Here is a 17,900-nt window from a genome sequence, read left to right on the forward strand (position 1 = left end):
GTCCGTCCATTACTACGAAGGTAATGGACGGACACAATGCATAAACAAGGAGGCCTTTTATGGACAATAGAGGAAATATTGTCATTTATCAGACAAAGGATGGGACAACTTCCATTGATGTAAAGTTGGAGAATGAGACGGTGTGGCTGACACAGGCGCAAATGGCAGACTTATTCCAGAAGGATAGAACTGTCATCGGTAGACATATAAATAATGTATATCGGGAAGGAGAGTTGGAGCGTGATATCACGTGTGCAAAATTCGCACATGTGGGTAGCGATAATGACCAACAATACGTTTGTAGCACTTACGTTAATGATTGCCGAAAGCCGGACGGAAGAAAAGGACGTGATGGTGAAGGTAGTAATCAATTTGATTAATAAGAATAATTGAATTTAGGTCTTATTGATGGATGATATAGGCAATGAGAGATACCTCGTCGCAGGGTATCTCTCATTTATTGTCAGGAATATCATTTTGCTGATGTCAGCAAAATGATAGGTGATAGAGGAATGTGTATTTTTATATGAGAAGAAGATCCTATATGAAGATGTTTATATAGAAATATATAAAAAGAGATTTACTTGTGGAGCGTATTCTTATTCGGAGTATTCCACACCTTCGTCTGATCGCATACAATATCCATCCATTGGTCACCGCATTTAATCTTGAAATCTCCTTTTTCCAGTCTCCACTTACCGTCATATCCCACAAATGCCAAGTCGCTTCCTTTTAGTTTCAACGTAACAGTCTTTGTTTCTCCCGGTTTCAAAGAGATCTTTTCAAAGTTCCGCAGGCGGATATTGTCCGGTGTACTGCTTGCCACCAGATCTTTAGAGAATAACAACACACTTTCTTTTCCGGCAACTTTGCCCGTATTGGTTACATCAATCGTGAATATCAGTTCATCATCGGCATTGAAAGTCGGTTTGTTTACTTTTAGGTTATTATATTTATAATTGGTATAGCTTAATCCGAAGCCGAACGGCCATTGAATATCCATCACCGAATCATAATTGTAGTTACCTCCCATTTGCCCCATATTTTCACAAGGCTTGTAGTCATAAGTCGCCAAAGCGTTGATTAGGCGGGGATAAGTAAACGGCATTTTTCCACTGAAGTTGGCATCACCGGCCAATAAGTTAGCAAGCGCATCGCCACCGTAATTGCTTGGCAGCATGATGTTGACGACAGCTTTTGCCAAAGGCTCTATGTCATTGATAATACGCGGACGTCCCTGGTTCAGAACCAAAACGATAGGTTTACCCGTAGCGGCCAGAGCCTTAACCAGATTGCGCTGATTTTCCGATAAGGTAAGATCCGTCAGGTTGCCGGGAGTTTCGCAATAAGAGTTTTCGCCAATGCAGGCGATGATAATATCTGCCTGTGCTGCCGCTGCTACCGGTTTTTCAATTTCCGGTTTGTTTTCTTCCCACCAGTTATCGTTTTTGTAAGGAGCATAGGTGACTCCCGGTTCGTAGATAATATTCTCTTTTCCGTATTTCTCACACAAAGCCTCGTAGATTGTATGATATGCCTGCGTGTAATCATCGGCAACGTGTCCCTGCCAGCTATACGACCATCCGCCATTCAGGCAACGCATGGAGTTTGCGTTCGGCCCGGTCAGCAGAATCTTTTTGCCTTTCGCTATCGGCAGGGTATGTGCGTCATTCTTCAATAACACTTCCGATTCTTCGGCAGCCTGGAGGGCAACGGCCGCAAATTCCTTAGAACCGAACTTGTCATACTTCTTAATGTCCCAATACGGATTGTCGAATAATCCCAGACGATATTTCAAACGCAACACACGGGCTACTGCATCGTCGATGCGTTCCATAGATACTTCTCCTTCTTCAACCAACTCTTTCAGATAATCGCAGAAACTCACTTCGTAAGGAACCATTGACATGTCGATTCCGGCATTGATGGCAATCTTGATAGCTTCTTTCTTGGTGGCAGCAATATGATCCCGTGTGCAGAGATTGTTTATGTCCGCCCAGTCTGTTACAATCAGACCGTCCCAGTTCAAGTCTTCTTTCAGCCATTCGGTCAGTAATTCACGGTTGGCATGAAAAGGCAGGCCGTTGTCAACGCCAGAATTTACCATCACGCTCAATGCACCATGACGCACGGCCGCCAGGAAAGGAGCGAAGTGTTTTTCACGCATATCGCTGCGTGAGATGGAAGAAGGAGTACGGTCTTTCCCGGAAACGGGTACACCGTAACCCATATAATGCTTCATACAGGCAGCTACATGGTATGCTCCGATGCGGTTCGGATCTTCTCCCTGAAATCCCTTTACGGCCGACACGCCCATTTCTGCATTTACATAACAATCTTCTCCATAGTTCTCCCACATACGTGCCCAGCGCGGGTCGCGACCTAAATCGACAACGGGGGCAAACGTCCAGGGGATGCATCCTGCTTTGGTTTCATAGGCAGATATTTCGGCACTTTTCCTTGTCAGTTCCCGGTTGAAAGTGGCTCCCATGTTGATGCCTTGCGGAAACATCGTTCCGTCCAGCGTGTAGGTCGTTCCATGAATCTGGTCTACTCCATAGATGCATGGGATACCGATTTCTTTCATTGATTTCTCCTGTATCTGCTTGATGGCTTCCGCCCACTTCTCCTTTTTCTGTGCTACTCCCAGAGGGACATTCAGTAGTGAGCCTACCTTATATTTACCGATAACCGTGTCGAGCATCGCCTCGCTTAGACAGAATCCTTTCTCACGGCTGGTTTCAAGGTCAGACACCACATCAATGGTGATTTCACACATCTGACCGATCTTCTGTTCGAGAGTCATTTTTTGAAGCCATTTCCAGATGTTAGCTTCAATAGCCGGATCGGCTGGGATGGTGGGAGGGGTAGCCTGCGCGTGAGTTGTAAGGCAGGTACCGGCAAAGGCTGATACTAATACCATTTTCTTAATGCTTTTCATGAGTTGATATTTTTAGAGTGAGACTTAAAATCTACCACAAATGTAGAAAGATTTGCAGTCACTCGAAAGGGCGAAATGCAATTGAATACATATGATGCCCCAATAAGATACATTTTGTGCGTATGGGTAAAACATTTGGCAGACTGGGTGTGAACGAAATACCATGTCTTCTTGGGGAAAAACATCTACTTTTGTATCGTCGGCCGGCAAAAGATGTTTAACTCTTAAATTATATAATATGCGAAACGCTTTATTTCTTATTTTCATCTCGCTTTGTTTTGTATGCAAATCATCGGCTCAAGGTTACAGTAATCCTGTAATTCCCGGTTTCCATCCCGATCCAAGTGTTTGCAAGGCAGGGGATGATTATTATTTAGTCAACAGCAGCTTTCAATATTTCCCCGGAGTGCCTTTGTTTCATAGTAAAGACCTTGTGCATTGGGAGCAGATAGGAAACTGTCTGACTCGTCCGTCCCAGCTTGATCTGACTAATGCCAATTCGGGAAGCGGTATTTTTGCTCCTACCATTCGTTACAATGATGGAGTGTTTTACATGATTACGACTAACGTTTCCGGTAAGGGGAATTTCCTGGTACATACTACTGATCCCCGTAGTGAATGGTCGGAACCTGTCTGGCTCGAACAAGGAGGCATCGATCCTTCGCTTTATTTTGAAGATGGCAAATGTTTTATGGTCAGTAATCCGGATGGATACATCAACCTGTGTGAGATTGACCCCATGACAGGCAAACAGCTTTCTTCTTCCAAACGAATATGGAACGGTACCGGAGGCAGATATGCCGAAGGTCCACACATTTATAAGAAAGACGGCTGGTACTATCTGCTGATTTCAGAGGGAGGTACGGAATTGGGACATAAAGTAACCATTGCCCGCAGTCGTTACATAGACGGTCCTTATCAGGGAAATCCGGCAAATCCTATTCTGACCCATGCCAATGAGTCGGGACAATCCAGTCCGATTCAGGGAACAGGGCATGCTGACCTGGTGGAAGGCACCGATGGTTCTTGGTGGATGGTGTGCCTGGCATACAGAATTATGCCGGGAACTCATCATACATTGGGACGTGAAACGTATCTGGCTCCGGTGCGTTGGGATAAGGCTGCCTGGCCTGTGGTCAATGCCAACGGAACTATTTCTTTGGAGATGGATGTAACCACTCTGCCTCAACAGGAAATGAAAGGCAGACCGGAACGGATAGACTTTAAAGAAGGAAAACTTTCTCCCGAATGGATTCATTTGCAAAATCCGGAAGCAAAGAATTATACTTTTACCAAAGATGGCAAACTTCGTTTGATAGCAACTCCAGTTACGCTAAGTGACTGGAAAAGTCCTACCTTTGTCGCCTTGCGACAGGAACACTTTGATATGGAAGCATCCGCTCCGGTAGTCTTGCAGAAAGCGGGAGTAAATGATGAAGCGGGACTTTCCGTTTTTATGGAGTTTCATTCTCACTATGATTTATTTGTCCGTCAGGATAAGGATCAGAAACGTTCTGTTGGTTTGCGGTATAAACTGGGAGAGATTACCCATTGTGCCAAAGAAGTTTCTCTGCCGGCGGATGGTGAAGTGGAATTGGTGGTGAAGTCGGATATCAATTACTATTATTTCGGTTATAAGGTGAATGGAATATATTATGATCTGGGTAAGATGAACACGCGTTATTTAAGCACTGAAACAGCAGGTGGATTTACCGGAGTTGTCTTGGGACTTTACGCTGTATCGGTTTCTAAGGAATCAAAGATGTATGCTGATTTTGAGTGTTTTAAGTATAAAGGGAAACAGGGAGAAAACAAATGAATCCCCTTTATAAAACAAATTCACCCCATCGTTTCCAAAACGCTCCCTATATGAATAACATTACAGAGGTGAAGTTACATGCCGAATACATAATTTTGTGGCGTAGAAACAAAATATGTTTTGATGAGACGAGGTTAACGATTTTAAATTTAATCTAATAGTATATGAAGAATATGGAAAAACAGTCATTCAATGATGGATTATTTAGTCCATCGGGTATTAAACGAGTCATATTTATGCTGGGGTTATTGACTACCTCTTTTATATCATGTGTTTTAAATTAACTATTAAACAATATACCATGAGTAAACACTTTTCTTTAAAATGCACATTTGTGCATCTCTTTAGCTTTGCGGTAATCATTCTGTTGTGTTTGCCGATAATGTCTGTGAAGGCTGTTCCTTCGCAAACTTCAACTGTCAGTGGTGTAGTTATCTCGGGCACTGATGAGTTGCCTTTGGTGGGGGTTAGTGTCTTGGTGAAGGAGACAGCCAATGGAACAATCACCGATATGGATGGAAACTTCAAGCTGAATGTGGTGTCCGGACAGACTTTAGTCTTCTCTTATATAGGATACGTTACGCAGGAAATCGTTGTGACGGATCAGAAATCGCTCAATGTAATATTAAAGGAAGATACCGAAATTCTTGATGAAGTAGTGGTGGTGGGTTATGGTGTGCAGAAAAAGAAACTGGTGACCGGTGCAACGGTGCAGGTGAAGGGTGAGAGTCTTGCCAAGATGAATACCAATAGCCCTTTGCAGGGGATGCAAGGACAGACACCTGGGGTGAATATCTCTTCTACTTCCGGCCAGCCGGGCTCGGACATGAAAGTCAGTATTCGTGGTCTGGGTACTGTCGGAAATTCTAGTCCACTGTATCTTATTGATGGTGTGGGCGGTGATATTTCCACCTTGAATCCTGCCGATATAGAAAGTATCGATATATTAAAGGATGCAGCTTCGGCAGCTATTTATGGTGCTCAGGCTGCCAATGGTGTAGTGTTGATTACCACAAAATCGGGCAAGGAAGGAAAGGCGCAAATTTCCTTTGATGCCTATTACGGTGTACAGACAGTGGCCCGGAAGATAAATATGCTGAACGCAAAAGAATACATGACCATTATGGACGAGCAGGCTGTTAATTCCGGAAATACACCTTATGATTGGAGTTCATTTCGGAGTATTTATGATGCTAATGGAAATGTACACGACACGGACTGGATAGACTCGATGTTTAAAGATAATACCAGAACGCAGAGTTATACATTGGGTATCACCGGAGGTTCGCAGACTTCCACTTATGCCTTATCGTTGGGGTATATGAGTCAGGAAGGAATAGTGGGCGGTAAGGACGTTTCGAACTATGAACGTTACAATTTCCGCATCAATTCCGAGCATAAGATATTCAAGGATTCGGATTTGCTGAAAGTGGGCGAGCAGGTCAGCTTCGTCTACAAAATGAACAATGGCATTTCAGTATCCGACCAATATAACAATACTTTGCGCGGTGCATTTGCCACTTCGCCGCTTGCTCCAATCTATAGCGATAATAATGCTTATGATTCTTCTTATAACGATACATCGAACTCCGATTGGTATAACGGTGACGGCAATCCTTACGGTTCAATGATGACCAACAGCAACAACGAGAACAAGACGGCCACATTCTCCGGCAATGTATATGCCGAACTGCAACCGGTCAGGAACTTGAAGTTGAGAAGCGTATTCGGAGCAGTGTACGGTTCTTCGGAATACCGTAGTTTCAATCCGCTTTATCAATTCTCAATTTATACTTATAATACGACCCGTACATCAGCCACCCAAAATATGAATCATTCTTTAGGAATGACCTGGACTAATACGGCTGCTTATGACTGGACATGCGCCAAACATGCATTCAATGCTTTAGTCGGAATGGAAGTATATCGCTATTCTGGTACTTATCTGCAGGCCAAAACCGGAGCATTGAGAGAAGGCTTTGACGATTGGGATCATGCCTATGTAGGTAATGGTACAGCTTCGAGCGCCGACGACGGAATGTCTGTCGATGGATATCCGCATGATGAAAGTCGCTCTGTTTCTTACTTTGGACGTTTTGGATGGAACTGGAAGGAAACCTATATGCTGAATGCTACCTTGCGTGCTGATGGCTCATCGAAGTTTGCACGTGGCAACCGTTACGGTGTATTTCCATCTATATCTGCAGGATGGACTCTCTCAAATGAAAAGTTCATGCAGAATACTCAAAATTGGCTTGATTATCTGAAGTTGCGTGCAAGTTGGGGGCAAGTCGGCAATCAGAATATCGATAATTACCAGTATACGGCTCCTATCACCTCTTCCAATACCCATTACATTTTCGGAACAGCCGATGGTGCTCCGGCACAGTCTGGTTACTGGGGTGCATATCCCAGCCGTCTGGCCAATGAGAGTGTAACTTGGGAGACTTCGGAACAGACTAATATAGGTATTGATGCACGTTTCTTAAAAAGCCGTTTGAGTTTGACCGCCGATTTCTATATCAAGACAACCAAAGATTGGCTGGTGGAAGCTCCTATTCTGGCTACGGCAGGAACGGGTGCACCTTTTATCAACGGCGGCGATGTGAAGAATACAGGTATTGAACTGGCTTTAACCTGGAATGACCGGGCAGGTAAGGACTTCAATTATAATATTGGTGTGAACGGTGCATATAACAAGAATAAGGTAGGGAATATTCCTACTGAAGATGGTATCATTCACGGCAAAATCAATATGTTGTATGATAATACACCGGAGTTCTACCGGGCACAAAACGGTCATGCTATCGGTTACTTTTGGGGATACGAAACTGCCGGTATCTTCCAGAACAAAGAACAGATTGCCAACTGGAATGCCGACGGAAAGCATGGCATCCTGCAGGCCGACGCACAAGCGGGTGACGTTATCTATGTAGACCAGAATCAGGATGGAATTATCGACGATAACGATAAGGTGGATTTGGGCAATGGTACTCCTGATTTTACTTACGGATTCAATGTCGGATTTAACTACAAAAACTTTGATTTCTCATTGGTAGCCTATGGAGCCGCTGGCAATCAGATTGTGCAATCGTACCGTAATCATGCCAATAGCAAGGCTAACTATACGACTGCCATCCTGAATCGCTGGACCGGAGAAGGAACTTCCAACCGGATGCCTCGTGTGACGGACACTAATATCAACTGGCAATTTTCCGACCTCTACCTGCAAGACGGTGACTATCTGCGTATCAGCAACATCACCTTGGGCTACGATTTTGCCAAGCTGATTAAACTCAAAGTTATCAGTCAGGCCCGTTTGTATGTTCAGGTACAGAATGCGTTTACTTTCACCAAATACGATGGTATGGATCCCGAAATTGGTTACGGAACCTCCGACTGGGTATCGGGTATCGACCTGGGGTATTATCCTCGTCCGCGTACATTCCTCGTTGGTGTCAATCTGAAGTTCTAATTTATAACCTTAAAAAAATCAGAGAATATGAATAATATGAAATTATATATAGTGGGAATGGTACTAGCTGTGATGTCACTTACGGCATGTACGGCAGGCTTTTTGGATGTAGAATCGAAAAAAGAATCTACTACCGGCAATTTCTACAGGACGGAGAGTGATGCGTGGCGAGCATTGATAGGTTGTTATGATGGCTGGCAGTGTACTACGTCCAGTCAGGCATGTGCCTTTTATTTTGCTTCGCAAGTCATGGCGGACGAGTGTTTTGCCGGTATGGGAAATACTGACGCTCGTAACTATCAGGTGATAGATCGCTTCGATGCCACTCAGTCTCCTTCCGATATGAACTTGTTGGAAACGGAATGGACTAACTATTATGCGGCAGTGTATCGATGCAATGAACTTCTGGCTCATGAAGGTCAGATATCCTGGACAAGTGACCAGACGAGAAATACTTATATGGGTGAATGTCGTGCCTTACGTGCCTTGTGCTATTTCGATATGGTCCGTCTTTGGGAAAATATTCCCTTATTCACCGAACCTGTGAATGAGAACCGTGCACAAGCCAACCCGGAAGAGGTGTACAATCTTATCTTCAGCGATCTTAAATTTGCTGCGGATAATATTCCGGCAGGCGCATATCCTAAAAGTGCGGCTGCTTCGAATGACGGTCATATAACCAAGTTTGCTGCTGAAGCGCTGTTAGCTCGCGTTTACTTGTTTTATACAGGCTATTACGGCAAAGAACCTCAGGTAGAAGGTGTCACCAAAGCTTCGGTATTGCAGGGACTGGAAAATTTTATCTCTGTAGCAGAAACTGAAGGCTACGGGCTGGTTGGAGAATTCAAAAACTTGTGGCCGGCTGCTTCCACTTCATGGAGCCGAAATGCGGCGACAGGTGATTATACACAGACTAAGACCTATGCCGGAAAAGGTAATATGGAGGTGGTATTGGCACAGAAATTTAATTATACGCAAGATTATGATGGAAATAATGATGGAAACCGCTGGCTGGTCTACATGGGGATACGTAGTTATCTGAATCATGCACCTTACGGAAGAGGATGGGGAGGATGCACGGTCAATCCTAAAATGTGGACTGTCTATGGTACGGGTGATGCACGTCGTGAAGCTTCTATCATCAATTTGGATAGTGAAGGTATCACCGATGATTCGGAATATGCAAAATCGTATGCCGATCAACGTGAATACACCGGATATACGGTAAAGAAATATACTCCGATGTCGAAATGGGTTAAAGATGAAAAGTCTGGTGCATGGTCGATTACTGATGAAATTTCTGGTTTAGGTGAAGGCGATTTCCAGATTTCACAATATCAGGATTTCATTGTGATGCGCTATGCTGATGTGTTGTTAATGGCTGCTGAATTAGGAAGTCCGAACGCACAGGCATATTTCAATCAGGTACGCCAGCGTGCTTATACATTGAATGATGGTGAGGGAAACTTGTCGGTTTCAAATGATTATCGGGAAGTTGCGGTCACAAAAGAAAATATAATAAAAGAGCGTATGCTGGAGTTTGCTTTTGAAGGACAGCGTTACTGGGATCTGCTGCGTCAGGGTGTGGATTATGCCGCTTCGCAGATTGCAGGTACTACGTCGGTTGTCAGCGGGGGAAATCCCGAGGATGTAAGCATTACAGCTTCGAATATTATCGGCAAGCGAGGTTTTTCTCAAATTCCGAATAATCAGATTATACTTTCGAATGGCGTTTTGAAACAGAATGTAGGTTGGTATTAAAAAATGGAAGTTATGAATAAGATTGTATCAAAATTATATATAGCATTGCTGGCAACGCTCGTCACATTGTTGTCGGCATGTACTCCCGAAACTTATGAATTGGGAAGTCAGGATATCGTTTCGGATGACCTGGCCGAAGGAATTGCTTTTTCGATCACACATGATGCGGTGAATCCGAATATTGTTTATCTGAAAAGTCTGATGCCTTCAAATTATCAGGTATGTTGGGAACATCCGCAAGGACGGAGTCAGAGTGCGGAAGTTAAGTTGCAGATACCGTTTGAGGGAGAGTATAGCGTGAAGTTCGGTGTACAGACACGAGCCGGAATAGTGTATGGTCCCGCTGCTAAGTTTACCATCGACAGCTTCTGTGCCGAATTTGTGAATGATGCCTTATGGACTTATTTGTCGGGAGGAGTCAACAATGAGAAGGTTTGGATTTTCGATAACGGTTCGTATGGATTTGCTGCGGGTGAAGTGACTTATGCTGATCCAAGCACGACCGTAGAGTGGAACAACTGGAGTGCCAACTGGGATCCGGGCGTTGGTCATTCGGGAGATGATGCCATTTGGGAGAGTACGATGACTTTCGGTCTGACCGGCGGAGCGAACGTGACAGTTTATAATTCTTCTTCACAGAGCACAGCCGTAGGTACATTTATGCTCAATGTAGACGATCATACCATCACGTTTACCGACTGTGAACTGTTGCACACGCCCTCATGGTCGGACAGAAGTACGAATTGGAACCGGAATCTGAAGTTGCTCGAACTGGATGAGAATCACATGCGTATCGGGGTGATGCGTGACAATAGCGAAGGACCCTGGTGGCTGGTATGGAACTTTGTTTCGAAAGAATATGCCGACAATTATGTGCCTGAAGATAGGCCAGATCCGGAACCTGCATTGCCTGACGGATGGGAAGACATGGTATCGGAAGTCGTGACTACCGAAATCAAATGGACGATGTCGCCTGATGTTCCGTTCGACTGGGCAAACCTGGATGGTAGCTTAATGAATAACTTTACAGCCGGTAACTATCCCGAGTGGGCAACTCCGGTCAGCGGATTGGAAAAACTTGCGTTGACTTTGAATTCAAGTACAATGACCTATTCTCTTGTTCTGCCTGATGGTACTTCTTCGGACGGAACCTATAGTTTGGATAAAAAAGGCATTTACACCTTCAGTTCAGCCTTGCCTGCCTGTCACATCGGTGGCGGTGATATTATGTTTGGAGCAGATGCTAACAACCAGCTTCGCATCCTCCGCATCGAGAGTGCAGGAGGATCGGTGATAGGTATGTGGCTTGGTGCGCGCAGCTCTGAAAAAGATGAATATCAGGCTTATCACTTTGTGCCCAATGCCGGAGGAAGCTCCGAACCGGAGGCAACCACTATTACTGTTGACAACCATAAATTGGTGTGGGGACATCTGGAGAACGATAAGAATAATTTTCGTATCGAACTGTACAATCAATATGGTCAGACTGCATCTGCATCTCCGGTTGATCCGGCAAGCATTGTGTTCGACTATTCAATGGAGCTGACTTTTACTATTAGCGGATTGAGTGGCGATGCGGCCACCAAGGAATATAATGCAGGTCTGATGTGTACGGCAAGTGGTTGGTGGCCTAGTTATTCAGGCACGAGTGATGTAAAGGTGAAAGGCAACGGTACTTATACTATCAACATTAAACCGGAAGCGGCCTATAACGGTGTAATCGTATTCGTGATTGATATCATTGATATGTTCAGTGACATTGCAGAACCGGATAAAGTGAACGTTACTATAGATACTTTAAAAATCTTGTAATTGAATGAGTATGAATAAGATTTGTTGTCTTTGGACGTATTATGTTTTCTGTCTGGCAGGTATTTTGCTTATTTCCTGTACGGAAGATGAAGTAGCGGGAACTCCTTTCATTACAATCTCAAAGCAAGAATTGACTTTCGGTAAGAGCCAAAGCGAGACTTTACTCTATATACAATCAAACGTGTCTTATGAAGTAGTGTCGGATTCGCCGGAGTGGTGCAGCATCACCCGGCAGGAATCGGACTCGAAAAAGACTGGCAAGTATCTAGTCAGTGTAACTGCCAATCCTGATACGGAATCCCGTTCGACTACGATTAAGGTGACAGGAAGTGAAATGAATGAGGTGGTACAGGTGAATCAGCTCGCCAGTGACCTTTTAGTAGCGGAAACACACGAAGTGACTGTTGCCGGTGAAGGGGAAAACTTTTCTATTAAGATACAGGCATCCGGAGATTATGAGATAACGGTTGATGCCGGATGGCTTCATCATAATTCTTCACGTGCTCTGACTGAAAAGGTGGAGACATTTACCGCCGATCCTAACGTTGGTAATGAAGCTCGTACAGCCGTTATCACATTCATGTTGAATGACATTATAGAATCGGTTACCGTGATTCAACAGGTTTCTTCGATACCAGAAGCAGATATGACAGGCATGGAGAAGAATGCGATGGAATTGATGAAGGAAATTGCGATTGGATGGAATCTGGGTAATTCGCTGGAAGCTGTCGGTGGAGAAACCGCCTGGGGAAATCCGGCTACTACCAAAGCCATGATTACCAAGATAAAGGAGCTTGGATTCAGTGCGGTACGTATTCCTTGTGCCTGGAATGATTATTTGGTAAGTGATGGTAGCTATGAAATACAGGCGTCATGGCTCAACCGTGTGAAGGAAGTGGTAGACTATTGTGTGGATAACGAACTGTATGCTATTCTTAATATTCATTGGGACGGAGGTTGGTTGGAGAATGATATTCCAAACGGATATAATAAAGCTGTAGACCAAAAACAACGAGCTTTGTGGCAACAGATTGCTACTTTCTTCAGAAACTATGACGAGCGTCTGATTTTTGCTGGCTGCAACGAACCGAATGTTGAGGATGTCGATGATATGACAGTACTGCTACAGTATGAACAGACATTTGTAGATGCCGTTCGTGCTACAGGAGGGAAAAATGTGTATCGTAATCTCATAGTACAGGGACCTGCTACGGATATTGACAAGACTATTCGATGGATGGACCGATTGCCCGAAGATCCGACGGACGGACGTATGATTGTTGAAGTACATTATTACAGTTCGTGGCAGTTCTGCGGCATGGAGAAAGATGAGAGTTGGGGAAAGGCTTTCTATTTCTGGGGAGAAGAGAATCGCGGGTATGCTGTTGGCAATTACGAAGGTCGTTGGGACAATATTGGCGGAGAGGAATATATGAAAGCTCAATTTCAGAAACTGAAGACCCGGTTTGTAGAACAGAATATTCCGGTACTCATCGGTGAGTTTGCGGCTATCCGTCGTCAACTGTCGGATGAAGAAGCCCAAAGAGGACATGACTTGTCGCGTGCGGCGTTCGACAGATGTGTAGTACGCCAGGCGCGTGCTCATGGACTGGTTCCATTCTATTGGGATCGTGGGGACGGTATTTTGAATCGCAATACGTTGGACATTTATGACAATTTGGAGTATAACGGTCTGATAGAGGGACTCGCGACAGAATAGTCCGGATTAGAGTTGCTCTGTTGTTTCTATTGAGTATTAATAAAACATAAGGACGGTCTGGGCGGGAATCTCTGTTCAGACCGTTTGTTTTTTTGTAGCCCCTTCACTTTTTTCTAAATTACCGATGAGTAAAGGCTTTCGCAGGCTCTTTTTCTTGGCTGTTTGGTAATATTTTATTTTCTTTGTACAAATCTGAAAAACATGATAAGAAAGAACCTTTTATTGTTTGTTTTACTTCTCTCTTCGTGGATGGTGGTTGCGCAATCCTATCAGTTTAAGCATCTGGAAGTATCGGATGGGCTGTCTAATAACTCTGTAAACACTATTTGTAAAGATCGTGATGGATTCATGTGGTTTGGTACGACTACCGGACTGAACCGCTATGATGGATATACTTTTAAGATTTACCAGCATGCCGAGAATGATCCGGGATCTTTACCGGATAATTATATCACTGATATTGTGGAAATGCCTGATGGACGGTTTTGGGTAAATACGGGCCGAGGCTATGTGTTGTTTGATAAAGAACAGGATTGTTTTATCACCGATGTTACCGGATTCATGAAGAATCTCGAGTCAGGAGGAGTTCCGGAACAGGTCTTTGTAGACCGGGAAGGGAATACATGCCTTAGTGTGGCAGGTGAAGGATGCTACCGTTATAAGGAAGGTGGGAAGAGACTTTTTTTTTCGTATGTGGAACATTCATTGCCGGAGCATGGAGTGACACAAATAGCGGAGTGTAGTGACGGACTTTTGTTGATTTATAATACAGGACTGCTTGTCTGTCTGGATCGTGCCACATTGGCAATAAAATGGAAGTCTGATGAAATAAAAAAATATATTCCGGCAGGAAAGACAATAGAGTTTTCGCTCTTTGTAGACAGAGACAATTGTATCTGGGCATACAGTCTTATGGGAATCTGGGCGTATGATTGTGGAACAAAAAGTTGGCGGACAGATTTGACCGCTATTTGGTCGTCACGTCCGGACGTAATTATTCATGCGGTGGCACAGGATATAGAAGGCAGGATTTGGGTTGGAAAAGATTATGACGGTATAGACGTGCTTGAGAAGGAAACGGGGAAAGTAACTTCTCTTGTTGCCCACGATGACAATGGACGGAGTTTACCTCATAATACCATTTATGACTTATATGCTGATAGGGATGGTATCATGTGGGTAGGCACTTATAAGAAAGGAGTATCTTATTATAGTGAAAGTATCTTTAAATTCAATATGTATGAATGGGGAGATATAACTTGCATAGAACAGGCGGATGAAAACAGGCTGTGGCTAGGAACAAATGACCATGGGATTCTTTTGTGGAATCGCTCTACAGGAAAGGCTGAACCTTTCTGGCGAGATGCCGAAGGACAGTTGCCGAATCCGGTTGTATCTATGCTGAAGTCAAAAGATGGTAAATTATGGGTCGGGACATTTAATGGGGGATTGTATTGTATGAATGGTTCCCAGATACGTTCTTATAAGGAGGGTGTCGGAAACGCTTTGGCGAGTAATAATGTCTGGGCATTGGTGGAGGATGATAAGGGAAGAATCTGGATTGCTTCATTGGGAGGTGGTTTGCAATGTTTAGAACCTGTGTCCGGTACTTTTGAAACTTATACCAGTAGTAACTCGGCTTTGTTGGAGAATAATGTAACCTCTTTGTGTTGGGTAGATAATAATACATTGTTTTTCGGAACTGCCAATCAGGGAGTAGGCATGATGGATATGCGTACTCGAGAAATAAAAAAGATTCAAGGCCAGAGCGGTAATGTCAAGTTATCGAATGATGCGGTTAATCATGTATATAAGGATAGCCGGGGATTGGTATGGATTGCTACCCGTGAGGGATTGAATGTGTATGATACGAGACGCCATGTATTTCTTGGTCTGTCTTTTGTTGCAGAAGCTAAAGGAAATTTTATTGCAGCAATTACGGAAGATCAGGAGCGTAATATGTGGGTATCGACCAGCAGAAAGGTGATTCGGGTAACAGTAGCTTCCGATGGAAAAGGGAGTTATCTTTTTGATTCCAGGGCTTACAATAGTGAGGACGGATTGCAGAACTGTGATTTTAACCAGCGTTCTATCAAGACGTTGCACAATGGAATCATTGCGATTGGTGGTCTGTATGGAGTCAATGTTTTTGCTCCGGATCATATACGCTATAATAAAATGCTGCCTAATGTGATGTTTACAGGTCTTTCGCTGTTTGATGAGGCTGTGAAAGTGGGACAGTCGTATGGTGGAAGAGTGTTGATTGAAAAAGAGTTGAACGATGTAGAAAATGTAGAGTTCGATTATAAGCAGAACATTTTCAGTGTATCTTTTGCTTCGGATAACTATAATTTGCCGGAGAAAACTCAATATATGTATAAGTTGGAAGGGTTCAATAATGACTGGTTAACCCTGCCGTTAGGAGTACACAATGTGACTTTCACTAATCTTGCTCCGGGAAAGTACGTTTTGAGAGTGAAAGCGATCAATAGTGACGGTTATGTCGGCATAAAGGAAGCCACGCTGGGTATTGTAGTCAATCCTCCTTTCTGGATGTCATGGTGGGCTTATTTGTTGTATACCGTCGGTTTGGTTATCGTGCTCTTCCTGGCGCGTTACCGGATGCTGAAACGTGAACGTGAGAAGTTTCATCTTCAGCAAATAGAAAATGAGGTGGCGAAGAATGAAGAAATAAATAATATGAAATTCCGTTTCTTCACGAACGTTAGCCACGAATTGCGTACACCGCTCACTTTGATTATTTCTCCTTTGGAAGGCATGCTGAAGGAAACGACTGATGAATTGCAGAGTACACGTTTACAATTGATGTATCGTAATGCACAACGGTTGTTGCATCTGGTTAATCAACTGCTCGATTTCCGTAAAGGAGAAATGAGTACTCATCAGTTGTCTCTGTCGGAAGGAGATATCATTTCGTATGTGCATAGTGTTTGCAACTCTTTCCTGTTGATGGCGGATAAGAAACACATTCAGTTCTCTTTCTTTTCGGGTATAGATACATTCTCGATGGCTTTTGATGCTGACAAGGTAGGAAAGATTGTGATGAATTTGCTTTCTAATGCTTTTAAGTTTACTCCCGAAGGAGGGCGTGTGACGGTGATGATAGAGCATGTGGCAGGAACTCCCGATATATTGGAAATCAAGATTGCCGACACCGGAATAGGAATTAGCGATGTGGACAAGGAACATATCTTCGAACGTTTCTATCAGGCGGGTCATAAGGGAGTAGAGGAAACTACCGGAAATGGTATCGGCTTGAGTTTGGTACGTGATTTTGTCACTTTGCATGAAGGAGAAGTGAAGGTATTCGATAATATAGGGATGGGGTCTGTTTTCGTTATTCAGTTTCCGGTAAAACATGTGGAGACACAGGTGCAGTTGCCGGAAGAAACGGGTATGTCGGCCGGGGATGAAGAAGATAAGGAGATGAAAGAGGAAGCCAGGGAGGAAACGGAACGCAAAAATTTCCCATTGTTGCTGATAGTAGATGATAATGAAGATTTCCGTATCTTTATGCGTTATAGTCTGGAGTTGCAGTATCGTGTCAAACTGGCTGTGAATGGTAAGGAAGCATGGGAGATGATGCAGGAAGAATTACCCGATCTGGTTATCAGTGATGTGATGATGCCCCAAATGGATGGCAATGAGTTGTGTCGCCTGATAAAACAAGATAAGCGCACAGCGCATATCCCTGTGATTTTGCTGACAGCACGGCAGAATACCGAAGCGAAGCTGGAAGGACTGCAGACAGGAGCGGACGATTATGTAACGAAGCCCTTCAATATGACTATTCTTGTATTGCGTATCCGTAAACTGATCGAACTAAGCCGTTATCATCGTGTCACCCAGGGAATGATTGATCCTGCGCCTAGTGAGATTGTGATTACTTCATTGGATGAGAAGTTGATAGAGAAAGCAATCAAGTATGTGGAAGATAATATGTCACGTACTGAACTCTCGGTAGAGGAACTTAGCCGGGAGCTGGGTATGAGTCGTGTGCATTTGTATAAGAAATTGCTTCAGATCACAGGAAAGACACCGATTGAGTTTATCCGCGTGATCCGCTTGAAACGGGCAGCGCAATTATTGCGTGAAAGCCAGCTTCATGTGTCCGAAGTAGCCTTCGAAGTAGGCTTCAATAACCCCAAATATTTCAGTCGTTATTTCAAGGATGAATTTGGTGTTTTGCCCTCCGTTTACCAGGAAAAAGAAGGGAAATAACAAATGATACCTCTGAAAAAAACATATTGTCCGGTCACTGTTTAAAAGTTCCCCTTCTGTAAAACATTAGAAGGGGAACTTTTCATTTATAGTACTTACTTTTGCGATATGAGAAAATATATTGTTGAAC

At 43.8% G+C, this 17,900-nt stretch carries 8 protein-coding genes; 7 read left to right on the top strand and 1 reads right to left on the bottom strand.

Features of this window, described 5'->3' with window-relative positions; translation table 11 throughout:
- Positions 1–59: 59 nt before the first annotated feature.
- A complete protein-coding gene (locus DXA54_RS03065; RefSeq protein WP_120078961.1) occupies positions 60–380 on the top strand; it encodes a cell filamentation protein Fic in 321 nt (106 codons plus the stop codon).
- Positions 381–580: 200 nt separating this feature from the next.
- On the opposite strand, the gene DXA54_RS03070 is transcribed toward DXA54_RS03065, so the two are convergent.
- Positions 581–2,941 carry a glycoside hydrolase family 3 protein gene (locus tag DXA54_RS03070; protein WP_120078962.1) on the bottom strand — a complete coding sequence of 787 codons (2,361 nt, stop codon included), beginning with the start codon at positions 2,939–2,941 and terminating at the stop codon, positions 581–583.
- 238 nt (positions 2,942–3,179) lie between these two features.
- Here DXA54_RS03070 and DXA54_RS03075 point away from each other — a divergent pair, with 238 nt between their 5' ends.
- The 6 genes from DXA54_RS03075 to DXA54_RS03100 all read left to right on the top strand — a co-directional run bounded on the left by DXA54_RS03075 (position 3,180) and on the right by DXA54_RS03100 (position 17,770).
- Positions 3,180–4,760 carry a glycoside hydrolase family 43 protein gene (locus DXA54_RS03075; RefSeq protein ID WP_120078963.1) on the top strand — a complete coding sequence of 527 codons (1,581 nt, stop codon included), beginning with the start codon at positions 3,180–3,182 and terminating at the stop codon, positions 4,758–4,760.
- A 301-nt stretch (positions 4,761–5,061) separates the two neighbouring features.
- The gene (locus DXA54_RS03080) at positions 5,062–8,235 is read left to right on the top strand and encodes a SusC/RagA family TonB-linked outer membrane protein (RefSeq protein WP_120078964.1); all 3,174 of its coding nucleotides are present in this window, start codon (positions 5,062–5,064) and stop codon (positions 8,233–8,235) included.
- A gap of 27 nt (positions 8,236–8,262) precedes the next feature.
- On the top strand, positions 8,263–9,996 hold the full coding sequence (locus DXA54_RS03085; protein WP_008646681.1) for a RagB/SusD family nutrient uptake outer membrane protein: 1,734 nt from the start codon (positions 8,263–8,265) through the stop codon (positions 9,994–9,996).
- Between the two features lie 12 nt (positions 9,997–10,008).
- Entirely contained in the window at positions 10,009–11,808 is a 1,800-nt protein-coding gene (locus DXA54_RS03090; protein WP_120078992.1) for a hypothetical protein, read from the top strand.
- 10 nt (positions 11,809–11,818) lie between these two features.
- Positions 11,819–13,528, top strand: coding sequence for a cellulase family glycosylhydrolase (locus tag DXA54_RS03095; protein WP_008646674.1), 1,710 nt, complete (start codon positions 11,819–11,821; stop codon positions 13,526–13,528).
- Positions 13,529–13,729: 201 nt separating this feature from the next.
- Positions 13,730–17,770, top strand: a complete 4,041-nt coding sequence (locus tag DXA54_RS03100; RefSeq protein WP_008646673.1) for a two-component regulator propeller domain-containing protein — start codon at positions 13,730–13,732, stop codon at positions 17,768–17,770.
- The last annotated feature ends 130 nt before the right edge of the window (positions 17,771–17,900 follow it).

The organism is Bacteroides sp. OF03-11BH, from assembly GCF_003604005.1.
Taxonomy (GTDB): domain Bacteria; phylum Bacteroidota; class Bacteroidia; order Bacteroidales; family Bacteroidaceae; genus Bacteroides; species Bacteroides ovatus.

Bases quoted from the DNA above. Each gene is read 5' to 3' on its own strand.
- DXA54_RS03075 (WP_120078963.1), top strand. From the start codon at position 3,180: ATGCGAAACGCTTTATTTCTTATTTTCATCTCGCTTTGTTTTGTATGC.
- DXA54_RS03100 (WP_008646673.1), top strand. From the start codon at position 13,730: ATGATAAGAAAGAACCTTTTATTGTTTGTTTTACTTCTCTCTTCGTGG.
- DXA54_RS03065 (WP_120078961.1), top strand. From the start codon at position 60: ATGGACAATAGAGGAAATATTGTCATTTATCAGACAAAGGATGGGACA.
- DXA54_RS03085 (WP_008646681.1), top strand. From the start codon at position 8,263: ATGAATAATATGAAATTATATATAGTGGGAATGGTACTAGCTGTGATG.
- DXA54_RS03090 (WP_120078992.1), top strand. From the start codon at position 10,009: ATGAATAAGATTGTATCAAAATTATATATAGCATTGCTGGCAACGCTC.
- DXA54_RS03080 (WP_120078964.1), top strand. From the start codon at position 5,062: ATGAGTAAACACTTTTCTTTAAAATGCACATTTGTGCATCTCTTTAGC.
- DXA54_RS03095 (WP_008646674.1), top strand. From the start codon at position 11,819: ATGAATAAGATTTGTTGTCTTTGGACGTATTATGTTTTCTGTCTGGCA.
- DXA54_RS03070 (WP_120078962.1), bottom strand. From the start codon at position 2,941: ATGAAAAGCATTAAGAAAATGGTATTAGTATCAGCCTTTGCCGGTACC.